Annotated in this window: 12 protein-coding genes; 7 read left to right on the top strand and 5 right to left on the bottom strand. The window is 69.2% G+C overall.

What is annotated here, in order from left to right; translation table 11 throughout:
* Positions 1-46: 46 nt before the first annotated feature.
* Complete coding sequence (locus MEICH_RS0111300; protein WP_157202740.1) at positions 47-304, top strand: hypothetical protein; 258 nt, start codon at positions 47-49, stop codon at positions 302-304.
* 287 nt (positions 305-591) lie between these two features.
* Here the strand turns inward: MEICH_RS0111300 and MEICH_RS24740 are convergent, their stop codons facing one another.
* Positions 592-2,037, bottom strand: a complete 1,446-nt coding sequence (locus MEICH_RS24740) for a PQQ-dependent sugar dehydrogenase (RefSeq protein ID WP_051304112.1) — start codon at positions 2,035-2,037, stop codon at positions 592-594.
* A gap of 100 nt (positions 2,038-2,137) precedes the next feature.
* On the bottom strand, positions 2,138-3,121 hold the full coding sequence (locus tag MEICH_RS0111290; protein WP_027892702.1) for a YpdA family putative bacillithiol disulfide reductase: 984 nt from the start codon (positions 3,119-3,121) through the stop codon (positions 2,138-2,140).
* Between the two features lie 220 nt (positions 3,122-3,341).
* Here MEICH_RS0111290 and MEICH_RS0111285 point away from each other — a divergent pair, with 220 nt between their 5' ends.
* Positions 3,342-4,094, top strand: coding sequence for a TerC family protein (locus tag MEICH_RS0111285; RefSeq protein WP_027892701.1), 753 nt, complete (start codon positions 3,342-3,344; stop codon positions 4,092-4,094).
* Between the two features lie 7 nt (positions 4,095-4,101).
* Here the strand turns inward: MEICH_RS0111285 and MEICH_RS0111280 are convergent, their stop codons facing one another.
* A complete protein-coding gene (locus MEICH_RS0111280) occupies positions 4,102-4,554 on the bottom strand; it encodes a MarR family winged helix-turn-helix transcriptional regulator (RefSeq protein WP_013158569.1) in 453 nt (150 codons plus the stop codon).
* A gap of 100 nt (positions 4,555-4,654) precedes the next feature.
* On the opposite strand from MEICH_RS0111280, the gene MEICH_RS0111275 reads away from it, so the two are divergent.
* From MEICH_RS0111275 to MEICH_RS0111255, 5 genes are all read left to right on the top strand, one after another.
* Positions 4,655-5,875, top strand: coding sequence for a TCR/Tet family MFS transporter (locus tag MEICH_RS0111275; protein ID WP_027892700.1), 1,221 nt, complete (start codon positions 4,655-4,657; stop codon positions 5,873-5,875).
* Between the two features lie 12 nt (positions 5,876-5,887).
* Positions 5,888-7,288 carry a class II fumarate hydratase gene (fumC, locus tag MEICH_RS0111270; protein ID WP_027892699.1) on the top strand — a complete coding sequence of 467 codons (1,401 nt, stop codon included), beginning with the start codon at positions 5,888-5,890 and terminating at the stop codon, positions 7,286-7,288.
* 220 nt (positions 7,289-7,508) lie between these two features.
* On the top strand, positions 7,509-8,894 hold the full coding sequence (locus tag MEICH_RS0111265; protein WP_084542274.1) for a S8 family peptidase: 1,386 nt from the start codon (positions 7,509-7,511) through the stop codon (positions 8,892-8,894).
* A gap of 10 nt (positions 8,895-8,904) precedes the next feature.
* Positions 8,905-10,836, top strand: a complete 1,932-nt coding sequence (locus tag MEICH_RS27150; protein WP_051304111.1) for a tetratricopeptide repeat protein — start codon at positions 8,905-8,907, stop codon at positions 10,834-10,836.
* Positions 10,837-10,904: 68 nt separating this feature from the next.
* Positions 10,905-11,510 (top strand): superoxide dismutase, encoded by a 606-nt coding sequence (locus MEICH_RS0111255; protein ID WP_027892697.1) that lies wholly within the window; start codon positions 10,905-10,907, stop codon positions 11,508-11,510.
* A 70-nt stretch (positions 11,511-11,580) separates the two neighbouring features.
* Here MEICH_RS0111255 and MEICH_RS24730 read toward each other — a convergent pair whose 3' ends face one another.
* Both MEICH_RS24730 and MEICH_RS24725 read right to left on the bottom strand, forming a co-directional pair.
* The gene (locus tag MEICH_RS24730) at positions 11,581-13,110 is read right to left on the bottom strand and encodes a carboxypeptidase regulatory-like domain-containing protein (protein ID WP_174422437.1); all 1,530 of its coding nucleotides are present in this window, start codon (positions 13,108-13,110) and stop codon (positions 11,581-11,583) included.
* Positions 13,111-13,481: 371 nt separating this feature from the next.
* The coding region (locus tag MEICH_RS24725; RefSeq protein ID WP_036218512.1) for a hypothetical protein at positions 13,482-14,874 on the bottom strand (1,393 nt) is incomplete at its 5' end.

Here is a 14,874-nt window from a genome sequence, read left to right as displayed (position 1 = left end):
CGGCCGCGCCCCCGCTTGCTACCCTTGGCTCTCGAGGAGGTGGTTCATGCGCAGAAATACCAATACTGATAAACATCTGCGAACCGTCTACTCGGTGTTCGCCACGGGAGCCGTCCTGTGGTTCGTCGGCGTCGTCGGGCTCCTGCTCACCCTTCAAGGCGGGACCGACACGGTGCGGCTGGTGGCCGGGATCGTGATGTTCGTGGGCCAGATCATTGCGGCCCTGGCGGTCATCCTCAAGCAGTTCCCGCCCCGCGAAGCCCGCCAGCAGCAGGCCCCGGCCCAGCTAGCGACCGACCAGTAACGACCACCGAGGACGAAGAAGGGGCTCCGGCAAGGGGCCCCTTCGGAATTGGCAGCAAGCGGTGAGCGGTCAGCCTTCAGCGGTCAGCCGTCAGCAGTCAGCCATCAGCGATAAGCACGTGGCTAGTGGCTCGTGGTGAAGGGAACCCCTCCCCCGCCCTCCCCGCGTGCGGGGAGGGTTTATCCCCCCGGCCCCTCTTGCTAAGAGGGGAACAAGGCGTCTTGCGTTTTGCGTCTTGCGTTTGGCGTTCGGCGTTTAGCGGTCGGCGTTCGGCTATCGGCTATCGACTACCGACCATCCGGCACGACACGGTAAATCTTGCTGTCGTCGGTGGAGAAGTAGATGAAGCCGTCGGGGCCTACCGTCACGTCGCGCAAGCGGCCGTAGGGGCCGGACGAGTCGCTCAGCTTGCCGATGATGAGCTCCTCCTTGGCGACGGTCTCGCCGCTGAGCTCGAGGCGGTACATGCGCCCGGTCTTGAGGGTGACGAAGAAGAGGCTTCCCTTCCAGGCGGGGAAGGCGTCGGCGTTGTAGAAGGTCATGTCGGAGATGGCGACGGTGCGGTCGGCGTAGTAGGCCTTGGTGGCGGGCTGGTAGGGCTGGCGGTCGGGGCGGTCGCAGGGGTCTTCGCCCTTGCACTCGGGCCAGCCGTAGTTATAGCCCGGCTTGATCAGGTTGAGTTCGTCCTTGACGTCGGGGCCGTGCTCGGTGGACCACAGCTTGCCGGTGGCGGGGTCGAAGGCCAGGCCCTGCGGGTTGCGGTGGCCGATGCTCCACATGGCCTTGACCGCGCCGGGCACGTCGGGGTCGTTGTAGTAGGGGTTGTCGGTGGGGATGGAGCCGTCGAGGTTGATGCGGAAGATCTTCCCGGCCAGCAGCTTCTTGCTCTGGGCCTTGGCGTCGCTGCCGGGCTCGCCGGGGACGTTGGAGGGGGCCGCCGCCGCGTCGCCCATGGTGACGAAGAGGTGCTTTTTGTCGGGCGAGAGCAGCACCCGGCAGCCGTTGTGGTTCCACCAGCCCAGCATGTCGTCGAGGAGCTTGACCTCGCCGGTGAGGCCAGAGCCCGAGATCACGAAGCTCGAGAGGCGGTTGCGGGCGTTCTCCTCCTTGCTCGAATCGCCGTTTTTCCAGTAGGAGTAGCAGACGTAGACCTTTTTGTTCGCGGCGAAGTCGGGGTCGAGCTCCAGGCCCATCACCCCGCCCTCGCCTTCGTCGCGCACCGCGGCCGAGGAGGCGTAGGTGGTGACGTTGCCCGAGGCGAGCTCGAGGGCCGAGAGCTTGACGCTCGATTGGTCGCGGTCGGTGAAGTAGAGCCTGCCGTCGGGGCCGAAGTTGAGGCTCCAGATGGTCCCGGCTTTCACGTCCTTGACCAGCTCGACCTTGTAGCCCCCGGCGGGCACGGGGTCGGCGGTCTTGGCCGAGGCCTCCACCCAACCGCTGCTCGCCGCGCCGTTGGTGGCCTTGAGGCGGTAGCTGTAGGTGGTGCTGGGCTGCAAGCCGCCGTCGGTGTAGGTGGTGTCGGCGGGCTGGGCGACCTCGGCGTAGGCGGCGCTGCCGGTCTTGCGCTCGAGGACATACCCGGTCGCGCCTTGGACGGCCTGCCAGTCGAGCTTGATGGCGTTGGCCGAAACGGCAGCGGCCTGGAAGCCGGCCGGGGGCTGGAGGGCCTGGCCGGGTTTCTGGCAGCCTACGGCCAACAACAGCAGTAGGGGCAACGCGGTCGTGCGGTTCATCGAGAATTCCTCCTTCGCGGGCTCTTCCGTTCCTCGCCCAGGTTTATCCCCCGCGCATTTTTGCTTTAGTAGGGCTGCGTGAATTTTCCTTTACCCAGCCTCAGGCGCGGGGGGCGGGCGCCAGCCGCCGCGCGATCTCGGCCACCGCGACGCGGGCGTGCTCGCGGCCGTTCTCGATGAACACGGTGCGCGTGTCGGAGCCGAAGCCGGCCGAGCCCGCCACGAACAGCCCCGGCAAGGAGGTCTCGTAGGCGGCGGAGAGCACGGGCTGGTCGCCGTGCTCGTCGAAGCGGATGCCCGCCTGGCGCAGCAGGTGGTCCACCGCGCGGTAGCCGATGTGCACCACGACGAAGTCGGCGGGGAGGGTCTGGAGGCCCCCGGGCCGCTCGACGGTGAGGGTGCGCGGCCCGATCTCGCGCACCTTCGCGCTCAGCAGGAGCCGGATCGAGCCTTCCTTGACCCGGTTCTCGAAGTCGGGCTTGAGCCAGTACTTGACCCTGGGCCGGATCTCGGCGGCGTGGTGGACCACCGTCACCCTCGCCCCGCCCCGGTAGAGCTCGAGGGCGGTCTCCACCGCGCTGTTGGAGCCGCCGACCACCACCACCTCCTGCCGCCAGTAGCCCAGCGTCTCGTCGATGCCGTAGCGCACGTGGGGCAGCTCCTCCCCGGGCACCGCCAGGCGGTTGGGGTTGTCGTAGTAGCCCGTGGCGACGACCACGAAGCGGGCGCGGTGGCTGCCTTCTCCGTCGCGTCCGCGGTAGCCGACCGTGAAGTTGCCCTGTGCCCCGGCGATGCCCGTGACCTGGGCGTAGGTGTGCACCTCGAGGCCTTCGACCTCGGCCACCCGGCGGTAGTAGGCCAGGGCCTCGCGGCGGGTGGGCTTGGGGGCGAGCGAGGGGAAGGGGTGCCCGCCGATCTCGAGGTTGCGGGCCTCGGAGAAGAACACGGTCTCGCGGGGCCAGCGGTAGAGGGTGTTGAGCAGGGGCCCCTTCTCGAGCACCAGCGCCGACAGCCCGTGCCGCTTGGCCTCGATGGCGGCAGCGAGCCCCACCGGGCCGGCCCCCACGACGATCAGATCCCACATGCCCCCCATGCTACAGGGCCGAGCTTAGGGGAAACTGTTCCCCCGGGAAGCGTGGGCCGCGCCGATCCGGAAGCGCCGCTCTCCCCTGTCGCACCCCTCACGGGCGTCGCCCCCCGGACGCATTCGCGTTCTCACGGGGGCAACTGTTCTGTACAGCACGCGAAAACCGAGGCAGTGAGAGGTTCAGCCGTTACGAAGAGTGCTCTAAGCTTGTGCATGTATGGAGTGGATCGCCAACCCCGAAATCTGGACCGCGCTCGTCACGCTGACCGTGCTCGAGATCGTGCTGGGCGTGGATAACGTCATCTTTATCTCGATCCTGGCCGCGAAGCTGCCCAAGGAGCAGCAGGACCGCGCCCGCCAGACCGGGCTCTTGCTGGCCGCGGGCATGCGGCTGCTGTTCCTGCTGGCCATCGGCTGGATCATCGGCCTCAAGGCCACGCTCTTCACGGTGCTGGGGCAGGACATCTCCGGCAAGGACATCGTGCTGATGCTGGGCGGGCTCTTCCTGATCTACAAGGCCACCAAGGAGATCCACGAGAAGCTCGAGGGCGAGGAGGGCCACGCCAGCGCCCGCGTCGCCCCCACCTTCGCCGCGGTGATCGGCCAGATCCTGCTGCTGGACCTGGTCTTCTCCATCGACTCGGTGATCACCGCCGTGGGCATGACCCCCTACGTGCCGGTGATGATGGCCTCGGTGATCGTGGCGGTGGCGATCATGCTCTTCGCCTCCAAGGGCATCTACGGCTTCGTCAACCGCCACCCGGCGGTCAAGATGCTGGCGCTGTCCTTCCTGCTGCTCATCGGCGTGAGCCTCATCGCCGAGGGGTTGGGCCAGAAGATCCCCAAGGGCTACATCTACTTCGCCATCGCCTTCGCGGTCTTCACCGAGTGGCTCAACATCCGCGCCGGCAGCCGCACCAAGGCCAAGCCGGTGCAGCTTCACCAGCCCTACGAGCAGACGAAGGAGTAGCCGGCAATTACCCCCCGGGCGGGCTGGTCTCGAGCTCCTCCAGCACCGCGTTCACGGCCCCGAGGAGGGGCCGGATTTTTTCGTCGGGGACACGCGAGAGCACCTTGACGATCTGCTCGAGGGCGGCCTGGTCGAACTGCCGGGTGATCGTGCGGCCCTGGGGGCTCAGCCGCACCTGCTTCTCCCGGCGGTTGGCGGGGTTCTCGGCGCGCTCGAGCAGCCCCTGCCGCACCATGCGCTCGACCATCTGGCTGGCCGCCGCCTTGGAGAGCCCGGTGCGCGCGGCGACCTCGGAGACCTTGAGCGACTCGTTCACGCCCAACTCGTAGAGCGTGTTGATCTCGCGCAGGGTGAGGCCGTGGATCTGGGCCATCTCGGTCATCTGCCCGGTCCAGTCGGCGAAGGCCACCTCGCTCAGCCGCCACAGGGCCTGGGCCAACTCCTGCCGTAGGGCGTCCACCCCCCCATCTTAGGCCAAAAGGGCGAACGGTTCGGCGAACCGCTATTTACGATTGACCAAACAGTTTGACAAGCCAAACCTTCGCGGCTAGAGTGAGCCCATGGCGCGCTCCGGCCTGCTGGTGGTGCTGGCGATCCTGTTCGTGGACGTCGCGGGCGAGGGGCTGGTCTACCCCATCACGCCCAGCTTCCTGCAAGCCCTGGGCGGCGGCACCGTGCAGGAGGCGGCCCGCCTCTACGGCTGGTCGCTGGCCCTCTACGCGGCGCTCACCCTGTTCTTCGCCCCGGTGTGGGGGATGCTCTCCGACCGCTACGGGCGCAAACCCGTCCTGCTGCTGTCAATGGCGGGGGCGGCGGCGGGAAACCTGCTCACCGCGCTCGCGCCGGGCCTCGAGCTCTACTTCCTGGGCCGCGTCGTCGCGGGGGCCACCAGCGCCAACCTGGTGGTGATCAACGCCTACCTGGTCGACGTCTCGCCCCCCGAACAGCGGGCCCGCAACTTCGGCCTCGTCGGGGCCGTTTTCGGCGTCGGCTTCGTGATCGGGCCCGCGCTGGGCGGCCTGGTGGGCGACTGGGGCTTGCGGGTGCCGTTCTGGATCGTCGCGGGCTTCTCGGCCTTCACCTTCACGCTGGCCCTGACGCTGCTGCCCGAGTCGCTGAAGGCGGAAAAGCGCAAGCGAACGCTGCGCTGGCTCGAGGCCAACCCCTTCGGGGCGCTGGCCGCCCTGGGCCGGTACCCCCTGCTGCGCTCGCTGGCCTGGACCATCCTGCTCAACGGCCTGGCGATGAACATGCTGGTCGCGGTGTGGATCCCCTACGTCGCCTACCGCTACGGCTTCGGCCCCGCCGAGAACGGCCTCACCCTGGCGGCCTTCGGGCTGATGACCGCCCTGGGGCAGGGGCTGGTGGTGCCCTGGCTGGTCCCGAGGCTGGGGGAACGGCGGGCCGTCGTGCTGGGCCTGGTCGTGAGCGCGCTCAGCCTCGTGCTCTACGGCCTCGCCAGCGCCCCCTGGATGCTCTTCGCGGTGCTGGTGGTCGCCACGCTGGGCGCGGTGGACGAGCCCGCGCTGCAGGCCCTCATCAGCCGCAGCGTCCGGTCCGACGAGCAGGGGACCGTGCAGGGCGCCCTGGCGACCGTCGGCAGCCTGATGGGCGTCGTGGGCCCGGTGGCGGGCACCTACCTCTTCAGCCGCTTCATCGGGCCGCAGGCGGTGGCGGAGCTGCCCGGCGCCCCCTTCTTCGCCGGGGCCTTCTGCGTGGCGCTCGGCTTAGGGATTGCCTACCGCGCGCTGCGCCGTTTCGACCCCCGGCCCAGCCGGTAAAATGGCAAAGCCATGAGCTACCGCATCGAAAAAGACACCATGGGCGAAATCCAGGTCGAGACCAGCCGCTACTGGGGGGCCCAGACCCAGCGGTCGCTGCAGAACTTCCCCATCGGCACCGAGCGCTTCAAGATGCCCCGGAGCATAATCCGGGCGCTGGGCATCCTCAAGAAGGGCGCGGCGCTGGCCAACGCCGAGCTGGGCGAGCTGCCCCGCGACAAGGCCGAGCTCATCGTGAAGGCCGCCGACGAGGTGATCGCCGGGAAGCTCGACGAGCACTTCCCGCTGGTCGTCTTCCAGACCGGCAGCGGCACCCAGAGCAACATGAACGCCAACGAGGTGATCTCCAACCGGGCCATCGAGCTGGCGGGCGGGGTGCTGGGCTCCAAAGACCCCGTCCACCCCAACGACCACGTCAACCGGGGACAGAGCTCCAACGACACCTTCCCCACCGCCATGCACATCGCAGTAGTGGAGGAGCTGCACCGCCAGCTCTACCCCAACGTGAAGAAGCTGCGCGACACCCTGGCCGCCAAGGCCGAGGCCTACCAGGACGTCGTCAAGGTGGGCCGTACCCACCTGCAAGACGCCACGCCCATCACGCTGGGCCAGGAGATCGGGAGCTGGGTCGCGCAGATCGACTACTGCCTCGAGCAGGTCCGCCACGCCGAGCAGGGCCTCTACGAGCTGGCCATCGGCGGGACCGCGGTGGGCACGGGCCTCAACGCGCACCCCCGGTTCGGCGAGCTGGCCGCGTCCTACTTCGCCAAGGAGACGGGCTTCCCCTTCGTCTCGGCCCCCAACAAGTTCGCCGCGCTGGCCGGCCACGACGCCCTGGTGACCACCAGCGCCGCGCTGCGCACCCTGGCCGGCGCGCTGATGAAGATGGCCAACGACGTGCGCTGGCTGGCCTCGGGGCCGCGCAACGGCATCGGGGAGCTCGTCATCCCCGAGAACGAGCCGGGCAGCAGCATCATGCCGGGCAAGGTCAACCCCACCCAGAGCGAGGCCATGACCATGGTGTGCGTGCAGGTCTTCGGCAACGACGCGGCGGTGGCCTTCGCCGGCAGCCAGGGCAACTTCCAGCTCAACGTCTTCAAGCCCGTGATGGTGTATAACGTGCTCACCAGCATCCAGCTCCTGGGCGACGCCTGCAGCGCCTTCAACGACCACTGCGCGGTGGGCCTCGAGCCCAACCTCCCCCGCATCCGGGAGAACCTGGAGAAGAACCTGATGCTCGTAACGGCGCTTAACCGCCACATCGGCTACGACAAGGCCGCGGCGATCGCCAAGAAGGCCCACAAGGAGGGCACCAGCCTCAAGGAGGCCGCGCTGGCGCTGGGCTACCTGAGCGAAGAAGAGTTCGACCGTTGGGTCGTGCCCATGGAGATGACCCGCCCGAGCAGTTCCTAAAGCTTTTCCGTGTCCTGGCAACAATCCCCGCCTTGCTCGGGCGGGGATTTCCCTTGGGGATCGGGAAAACCGCCCCGTGAACTTCGTTACATTAACCGGGCCTTGGTCATTTTCCCGCCTGCGACGGCAAGGGGAGCGGATATATTTGCTCTGTAATCGCTATTCAGGCGTTCACTAAGGGAGTAGCAGCTCAACGTGGTGGCGAGACGAGGCCCGAACCATGACCCCTAATCCTTCCCACCCCCTCCACGGCCGGATCCCGCATGAGCTGTTGGGCCGGTTCCTCGCGTGGGTGCTCCCGCTGGCCCTGGTCACCGGGTGCAACCCCGCGCCCCCGCCCGCGACGGGAGACGTCCCCCTGAGTGCGAACCAGCCCCGCGCCGACTTCGTGCTGACCGTGCCGCTGTCGGGCTCGGAGAGCCGCTCGAGCCTCGAGGAGCGGTACGGGGGCAAGGCCCTGGTCTGGGAGAGCGGCAGCTACGCCATGTTGGGGCTCGACAGCCGGACCGCCGAGGCCAAGAAGGACGTGATCGCGGCCGACAACCTCACCCTCGAGCCCAACGCCCGTAGCTTCCTCTCGGGCGGCCAGGCGGCCTGGATGAGCGGCAGCTCCACGATCTGGGCGGGCGGCTCCTCCACGATCTGGGCCGGGGGGAGTTCGGCGATCTGGGCGGGTGGCTCCTCGGCCATCTGGGCCGGGGGGGTCTTTGCCTGGATGCCCGAAAACACCGAGACCTGGAAGCGCATCCGGCTCGAGCAGGGCCACAGGCTGGCCCCGAGGCTCGGGTACGGGGTGAAAGTCGCCGTGATCGACACCGGCGTAGACCTCGAGCACCCGGCCCTGAAGGAGGCCCTGGCCCCGGCGGGCGAGTGGTGGGACTTCTACGACAACGACCCCGTCCCGCAGGAAGTGGGTGATCTGGGCCAGGGCGGCTACGGCCACGGCACCAACGTCGCGGGCATCATCCGCCAGGTCGCGCCCCGCGCCACCCTGCTGCCCCTGCGCGTGCTGGGCTCCGACGGCTACGGCGACGTGGCGGCGGTGGCCGCGGCCATCGACTGGGCCGTGGCCAAGGGCGCTAAGGTCATCAACCTGAGCCTGGGCAGCGACCAGAAGCACGACGCCATCGAGCAGGCCATCCGCGCGGCCAACGGCAAGGGCGTGCTGGTGGTGGCCTCGACCGGCAACACCGGCGACGACAAGGTGACCTTCCCCGCCTCGACCATGGCCGACGACAAGAACGGCTGGAAGCGCCTGAGCGTCACCAGCGTGAACCTCTCCGACGTCAAGTCGAGCTTCGCGACCTACGGCAAGAGCGTCGAGCTGGCCGCCCCGGGCGAGAACGTCTACGGCCCGGCCCCCGGGAATCCCGAGCCGCGCAAGGCCGCCTGGACCGGCACCTCGATGGCCGCGCCCATGGCCTCGGGGGCGCTGGCCCTGGCGCTGGGCCAGAAGCTCGAGGTCCCCGCGGCCAACCTCGCCGACGAGCTGCGGGTGCGCTCGAGCGACATCTACAACAACGGCCTCAACGAGGCTTACAAAGACCAGGTGGGGAAAGGACGCCTCGACCTCGAGGAGTTCCTGCGCAACGTCCTCGACGACTGAGGCCCCGGGGGTGAACGACGTGAACGAAGCCAGCCCCCCGCCCGGCAGTACCCCCGGCGAGGGCGACGTGGCGCAGCTCGAGCCCGCCGCCCTCACGCCGGGCTCTCCCCTGCTCACCGCCGAGCAGGCCGCGGCGCGGCTCGAGGAGGGCCTGGCGCTCTACCGGCAGGGGAGCCTGGGCGAGGCCATCAGGGTCCTGACCCAGGCCCAGCAGGGCTTTTTCGCGCTGGGGCACCTGGCGCCTCTGGCGCAGTGCCTGCTGGCGCAAGGGCGGGTCTACCGCGACCTGGGGCAGCTCGAGAAGGCCGTGCAGCAGTTCGCCCAGGCCTCCTCCCTCGCCCGCCAGGCGGGCAACCACAAGGCGGTGGTCGAGGCGCTCAACCTCGAGGCCAGCGTGCTGAGCATCCAGGGCGAGCACGCGCGGGCCCTGGAGTGCCTGGGCGAGGGGCTGGCCGCCGCGCGCCGCCTGGGGCTGGCGGAGACCCAGGCCAACATCCTCAACAACACCGGCCAGGTGCACCTCGCCCTGGGCGACTACGCGCGGGCCCTCGAGCACCTCAAGGCGGCCTACGAGCTCTTCAGCAGCCTGGGCCTGAACTCGCGGGGCAGCATCAGCAACCTGGTGAACCTGGGCATGCTCTACCAGCGGCTGGGCGACTCCGCCCGGGCGCTCGAGCTCTTCGAGCAGGCCCTCGCCGCCAGCCGCGAGGCGGGCGACCAACTCGCCCAGACCGCCGTGCTCAACAACCTGGCCAACCTCTACCTCGGCAAGGGCGAGTGGGCCAAGGCGCGCACGCTCTTCCAGAGGGCGCTGAGCAAGGCCCGGCAGCTCGGCCTGCGGCAGTTCGAGGTCGATAACCTCGACGGGCTGGGGCAGGTCTACACCGCGCTGGGCCAGCACCCGCAGGCCTTACGCACCCACGCCCAAACCCTCAGCATCGCCCGGACCCTGGGCGACCGCGAGGGGGAAGTAGACGCCCTGCTCAACCTGGGGCGCAGCCACCTGGCGATGGGCCGCTTCGAGCAGGCCCTGGGGCCCCTCCAGGAGGCGCTGAGCCTGGCCCAGAGCCTGGGCAACCGCCGCTCGGCCTACGAGGCGCACGAGTGCTTGTGCGAGGCCCACCGGGGGCTGGGGCGCTTCGAGCAGGCCCTCGAGCACCACCAGGAGTTCCACCGCCTCGAGCGCGAGGTCTTCAACGAGGAGAGCGAGCGCCGCACCCGGCAGCTCAGCGTGCAGTTCGACCTCCAGCGCGCACGCAACGAGGCCGAGATGTACCGCCTGCGCACCGAGCTCGAGCAGAAAGCCCGCGAGGAGGCCGAGGCCAAGGTGCGCGAGCGCACCCGCGAGCTCGAGGAGGCCCACCTCGAGGTCGTCAACCGCCTGGCGCTGGCCGCCGAGTACCGCGACGACGCCACCGGCGAGCACACCCGCCGCGTGGGGCGCCTCTCGGCCCTCATCGCCCGCACCCTGGGCTGGCCCGATCCCGACGTCGCGCTCCTCCAGTCGGCCGCCCGCCTGCACGACGTGGGCAAGATCGGCATCCCCGACGCCATCCTGCTCAAGCCCGGCCGCCTCAGCCCCCCCGAGTTCGCCCTCATGCGCCAGCACACCCACATCGGCTCGCAGATCCTCTCGGGCGGCAACTCCAAGCTGCTGCAGATGGCCCAGGAGATCGCCCTGGCCCACCACGAGCGCTGGGACGGCACCGGCTACCCGCTGGGCCTGGCCGGCGAGCAGATCCCGCTCTCGGCCCGCATCGTGGCCGTGGCCGACGTGCTCGACGCGCTGCTCAACGAGCGCCCCTACAAGCCGGCGTGGCCGCTGGAGCGGGCGGTGGAGGAGCTGGAGCGCCAGGGCGGGCGGCAGTTCGACCCCGCGGTGGTGCGCGCGTGCCTGGAGGTCATCCGCCAGGGGATGCTGGAGGAGGGAGCGCCGGAGTAGCGCCAAAAGTGGTGCCCTGCCCTTTGCGGGGGGGGCAGTGAATTAGAATCGGCCTTGGAGGTGGAAGCATGAGTTATCCTTTCAAACTGCCCGACCTTCCCTTCGACAAGGCTGCCCTCGAGCCCCACATCGACGCGCAGACCATGGAGATTCACCACGGCAAGCACCACGCGGCCTACGTCAACAACCTCAACGCCGCGCTGGAGAAGGCCCCCGAGATCCAGGGCTGGAGCCTCGAGCAACTCCTCGGCCGCATCACGGAAGTGCCCGAATCCATCCGCCAGGCCGTCATCAACAACGGCGGCGGCCACCACAACCACACCCTCTTCTGGGACATCCTCACCCCGGGCGGCTCCCAGCGGCCCACCGGCCGCCTGGCCGAGGCCATCGACGCCGCCTTCGGCTCCTTCGACGAGCTCAAGGCCAAGATGACCCAGGCCGGGGCGACCCGCTTCGGCTCGGGCTGGGCCTGGCTGGTCAAGGACGGCGAGGGCAAGCTGCACGTGTATTCCACCCCCAACCAGGACTCCCCCCTCATGCAGGGCCACACCCCGCTGCTGGGCATCGACGTGTGGGAGCACGCCTACTACCTCAAGTACCAGAACCGCCGCCCCGACTACCTGGCGGCGATCTGGAACGTGATCAACTGGGACAAGGTGGCCGAGCGGTTCTAGGCTCGAGCGCGAGCACCGAGGCCGGGGGGATCCCCGGCCTCCTCCTTTCGTTCGCTGGTCTCGAGACGCTTCACGGAGTGGTGAAGTTAAAGGTCTCCGACACGCCAATCCCGCCGTCCGCGTCGGGCCCCGCGCCGCTGCCGAGCAGGGCAACCTTGATGTAATCCTTCAGGAAGCCGCCGGACCCCGCCGCGAGGTCGGTGGAGGTGAAGGGCGCAACCCCGATGACCTGCCACGAGTAGCTGACGGCCCCGGAAGTGGGCAGACCCAGGCCGATCGCGCTCAGGTCGGGAATTTTGGTGGTGTTCGCGGTGGTGATCACGTAGATGTCGGGGTTGGAGCCGGCCAGGTGCTTGAAGTAGAAGACGTTCACCCCGCCGCTGAAACCGGTGGTCTGGAAATCGGTGTTGATGGTGACGCCCGTGGCGTTGTTGACCGGCACCGTCAGGCCGGGGGCGGCGGTCAGGCTGACACTGACCCCGGAGGCGTTGGTCGCGGCCCCGGCTTTCCAGGCCAAAGACGACCTGGCCCCGCTACTGGCCGTCGCCACGAGCGAAACGGTCGCACCGGTGATCCTGGGGGTGACGTAGCTGAAGCTGGCGGCGGCCGAAGCGTCGGTGAGCAGGGCCGTGCCCGACCCGGGGGCTACCCGCAGGTTGACCCTACGCTGGTTCAGGGCATACCCCGCCGGGACGGTGACGCTCCCGCTGAGGTTGTCCTCGGCCAGGCTGCCCAAAGTCACGTCCTGGTTGTTGAACGTGCCGCCGTTGCTCAGGGTCAGGGCCTTGCTCCCGAAGCCCTTGTAGTCGATCGGGAAGTTGGTGCCCGGGTCAACTTGCCACTGCAAGGCGTACACGTTGCCCGAGGTGCTGTCCGGGCCGAACCACGCGGCGTTCACCGGGCCGTAGGCGGGACCGGTGACGCTGCTGCCGCTCTGCAAAGTCTCGGGTGAGCCAAAGAACACGCGGGTCGTGTGGTTGGCAGGGTTGGGGAAGCCGGCGCCGCCGGAGAGGTTGCCCGAGAAAGAGGCAGACTTGGGCGGGGTGACGGACGCAAGGTTGATGGCCGTCAGGCTGGGGTCCGAACGCGTCAGCCCCTTGTAGTAGTTGACGACCTTGGTCGTGCTGTTGAACACCACGGCGTCGTAGGGGGTGGTGACGTTCGAGATACTAAAGGTCCCGTCCGAGGCCGTGGTAGTGGTAGTGCTACCGATCCTGACGGCGAGCCCGCCCGCTCCCTGGCCGTAGAAATCGATCACCTTGCCCGAGACGGTGATGCTGGCAGGCGGGTTGATGGTAATGGTGGCGCTGTCGGAGAGCGAGCCGGAGGTCGCGGTGAGGGTGGCGGTCTGGGGGCTCGCCACGGAGGCGGGCGGGGTGTAGGTGGTGCCGGCGCCGGTGGTCGTGGAGATGCTGCCCGGCCCGCTGAGGCTCCAGGTGATGGTGCCCGAGGCCCCCGTGAGCGTCGCGGTGAAGTTGACCGGCGCGCCCCCGGCCACGACGGTCTGCGTCTTGGGAGAAACCGTCAGCTTGGGCGCCCCTCCACCCGGGCACGCCACCAGCAACAGCAAGAGCAACGAGCCTAACAGCATCCTCGACATAGGACCCCATCGCTTCATATTCCCTCCTGCGACTGACCCCTTGGTCAGGCTACGCGAAGGGTAACAACGGCGGTGTTAAATCCCCGTTACGGTGGGGAGGGGCTCAATACGCGGCTGCTGAGCCTTATCCGGCCACGCCCTCGTGGAATTCGCGTTCCTCGCGGGAGACCCGGGTACAGGGGCTGCACCAGCTTCGGTCAGTCCGGCGCCGGACTGAAAGGGCCGGAGTTATCCGCGTGGCGGAGGGCGGTGCCGCCCTTTGGAAGGGATGCGCTTTCTCCGCCGACCGTCAGGGAGGGGTGTGCTCTGGGGTCCGAAAAGATAGCCCCTGGGCTCTTTGGATTTGGACGATTATCTTTTTGAATCCGGTATTACGGGAGAGCCGGCTTCCTAGCCGCCTTCCTCAGGGCCCACCGCACGAAGCGGTTGTTGAGCAGGTACGCCGAGAGGTCGGGGGGCAGGCGCTCGGAGAGGGCGATGAGGTGCTGCTGGGTGCGCCCCAGCAGCTCCGCCCCGGCGTCCTCCCCCAGGGCCCGGGCCCGGGCGTACAGGATGAACGGCAGGTCGAAGATGCCCTCGGCCCACTCCTCGCGGCCCTCGTAGGCCAGCCTCGAGGCCTCGAGCGCCCTCTCGCGCTCGCCCCGGCGCAGGTAGGACAGGGCCAGCCCGGCCAGGGCGCGGGCGCGGTCGCGGCCCTGCCGGCGCTCGCCCCAGTGCTCGGCGGCGCGGGTCAGCACCTCCTCGCCCTCCTCGTAGCGCCCCTGCTCGACCTGGGTGAAGCCCAGCGAGAACAGCGCGTAGCCCAACGTGGCCTGCTCGCCCAGGTCCTCCATCACGCGCAGGGCCTGCTGCAACTGATCCACGGCCTCCCCCAGCCGGTTCTCGACCATCAGGGCGGTACCCAGCGAGGTGCGCAGGATCGAGACGTCGCGGTAGGCCCGCACGGCCTCGGCCTCCTGCAGCGCCTGGCGCAGGGCCTGCTCGAGCCCGGTGCTCAGCCCCACCGCCCCGGCGTTGAGGCTCAAGATGTGCAGCGCGTCCCACACCGCCCACAGGTCGCCGCGCTCGCGGGCCTCGGCCAGCAGGGTCTCCCCGGCGGCGATGCTGAGGTGGTAGGCCCCGCGCACGAAGTCCACGATGGCGCCGTCGGCCTTGAGGCGGCGCAGCAGGAGGTCGTCGGCCAGGCCCTCGGCCAGCACCAGCGCCTTGTTGTAGGCCTCGCGGGCCCTGGCGTGGTCGCCGATGCGCGAGTAGTAGCCCGCCAGGTTGCGCAGGGCGTGGGCCTCCATGGGGCGGTCGCCCGAGATCTCGAAGTAGCGGATGGAGTCGGTGAGGGGCTCGAGCTGGGCGTCGGGGTCGCCGCCGCGGTACTCGAGCCAGGCCAGCCGGAACAGGGCCTGCCCCTTCTGCCAGGCGGTGCGGGCGAGCTCGAGGGCCCGCCGCGCGGTCTGGGTGCCCTCGGCCACCTGCCCGGACTGCACCGCGGCCTCGGCCTCGAGCAGGAAAAGCCGGAAGCGCTCCTCCGGCACCTCGCTGGAGAGCCGGGCGAGCTCCAGGCGCTCGGCCTGGGCCTGGTCGCCCAGCGCCAGCTTGAGCTCGGCGCACTCGGCCAGCACCTGGAAGCGCTCCTGGGGCGGGGCCATGGGGCCCATGAGCTCGAGCGCCTTGGTGTAGTGCACGAGCGCGGTGCGGCCCAGCGGCCCGACCCGCAGCTTGCGGCCCACGGCCAGGTGGGCCCGCGCGGCCTGGGCCAGTTGCCCGGCG

Origin of the sequence: Calidithermus chliarophilus DSM 9957, assembly GCF_000430045.1 — a bacterium.
GTDB lineage: Bacteria > Deinococcota > Deinococci > Deinococcales > Thermaceae > Calidithermus > Calidithermus chliarophilus.
Note: the sequence above shows the minus strand (reverse complement) of the source record. Positions and strands in the feature narration are given on the sequence as shown.

Bases quoted from the DNA above. Each gene is read 5' to 3' on its own strand.
- MEICH_RS0111300 (WP_157202740.1), top strand. From the start codon at position 47: ATGCGCAGAAATACCAATACTGATAAACATCTGCGAACCGTCTACTCG.
- MEICH_RS24730 (WP_174422437.1), bottom strand. From the start codon at position 13,110: ATGTCGAGGATGCTGTTAGGCTCGTTGCTCTTGCTGTTGCTGGTGGCG.
- MEICH_RS0111265 (WP_084542274.1), top strand. From the start codon at position 7,509: ATGACCCCTAATCCTTCCCACCCCCTCCACGGCCGGATCCCGCATGAG.
- MEICH_RS0111290 (WP_027892702.1), bottom strand. From the start codon at position 3,121: ATGTGGGATCTGATCGTCGTGGGGGCCGGCCCGGTGGGGCTCGCTGCC.
- MEICH_RS0111275 (WP_027892700.1), top strand. From the start codon at position 4,655: ATGGCGCGCTCCGGCCTGCTGGTGGTGCTGGCGATCCTGTTCGTGGAC.
- MEICH_RS24740 (WP_051304112.1), bottom strand. From the start codon at position 2,037: ATGAACCGCACGACCGCGTTGCCCCTACTGCTGTTGTTGGCCGTAGGC.
- MEICH_RS0111255 (WP_027892697.1), top strand. From the start codon at position 10,905: ATGAGTTATCCTTTCAAACTGCCCGACCTTCCCTTCGACAAGGCTGCC.
- MEICH_RS0111285 (WP_027892701.1), top strand. From the start codon at position 3,342: ATGGAGTGGATCGCCAACCCCGAAATCTGGACCGCGCTCGTCACGCTG.
- fumC (WP_027892699.1), top strand. From the start codon at position 5,888: ATGAGCTACCGCATCGAAAAAGACACCATGGGCGAAATCCAGGTCGAG.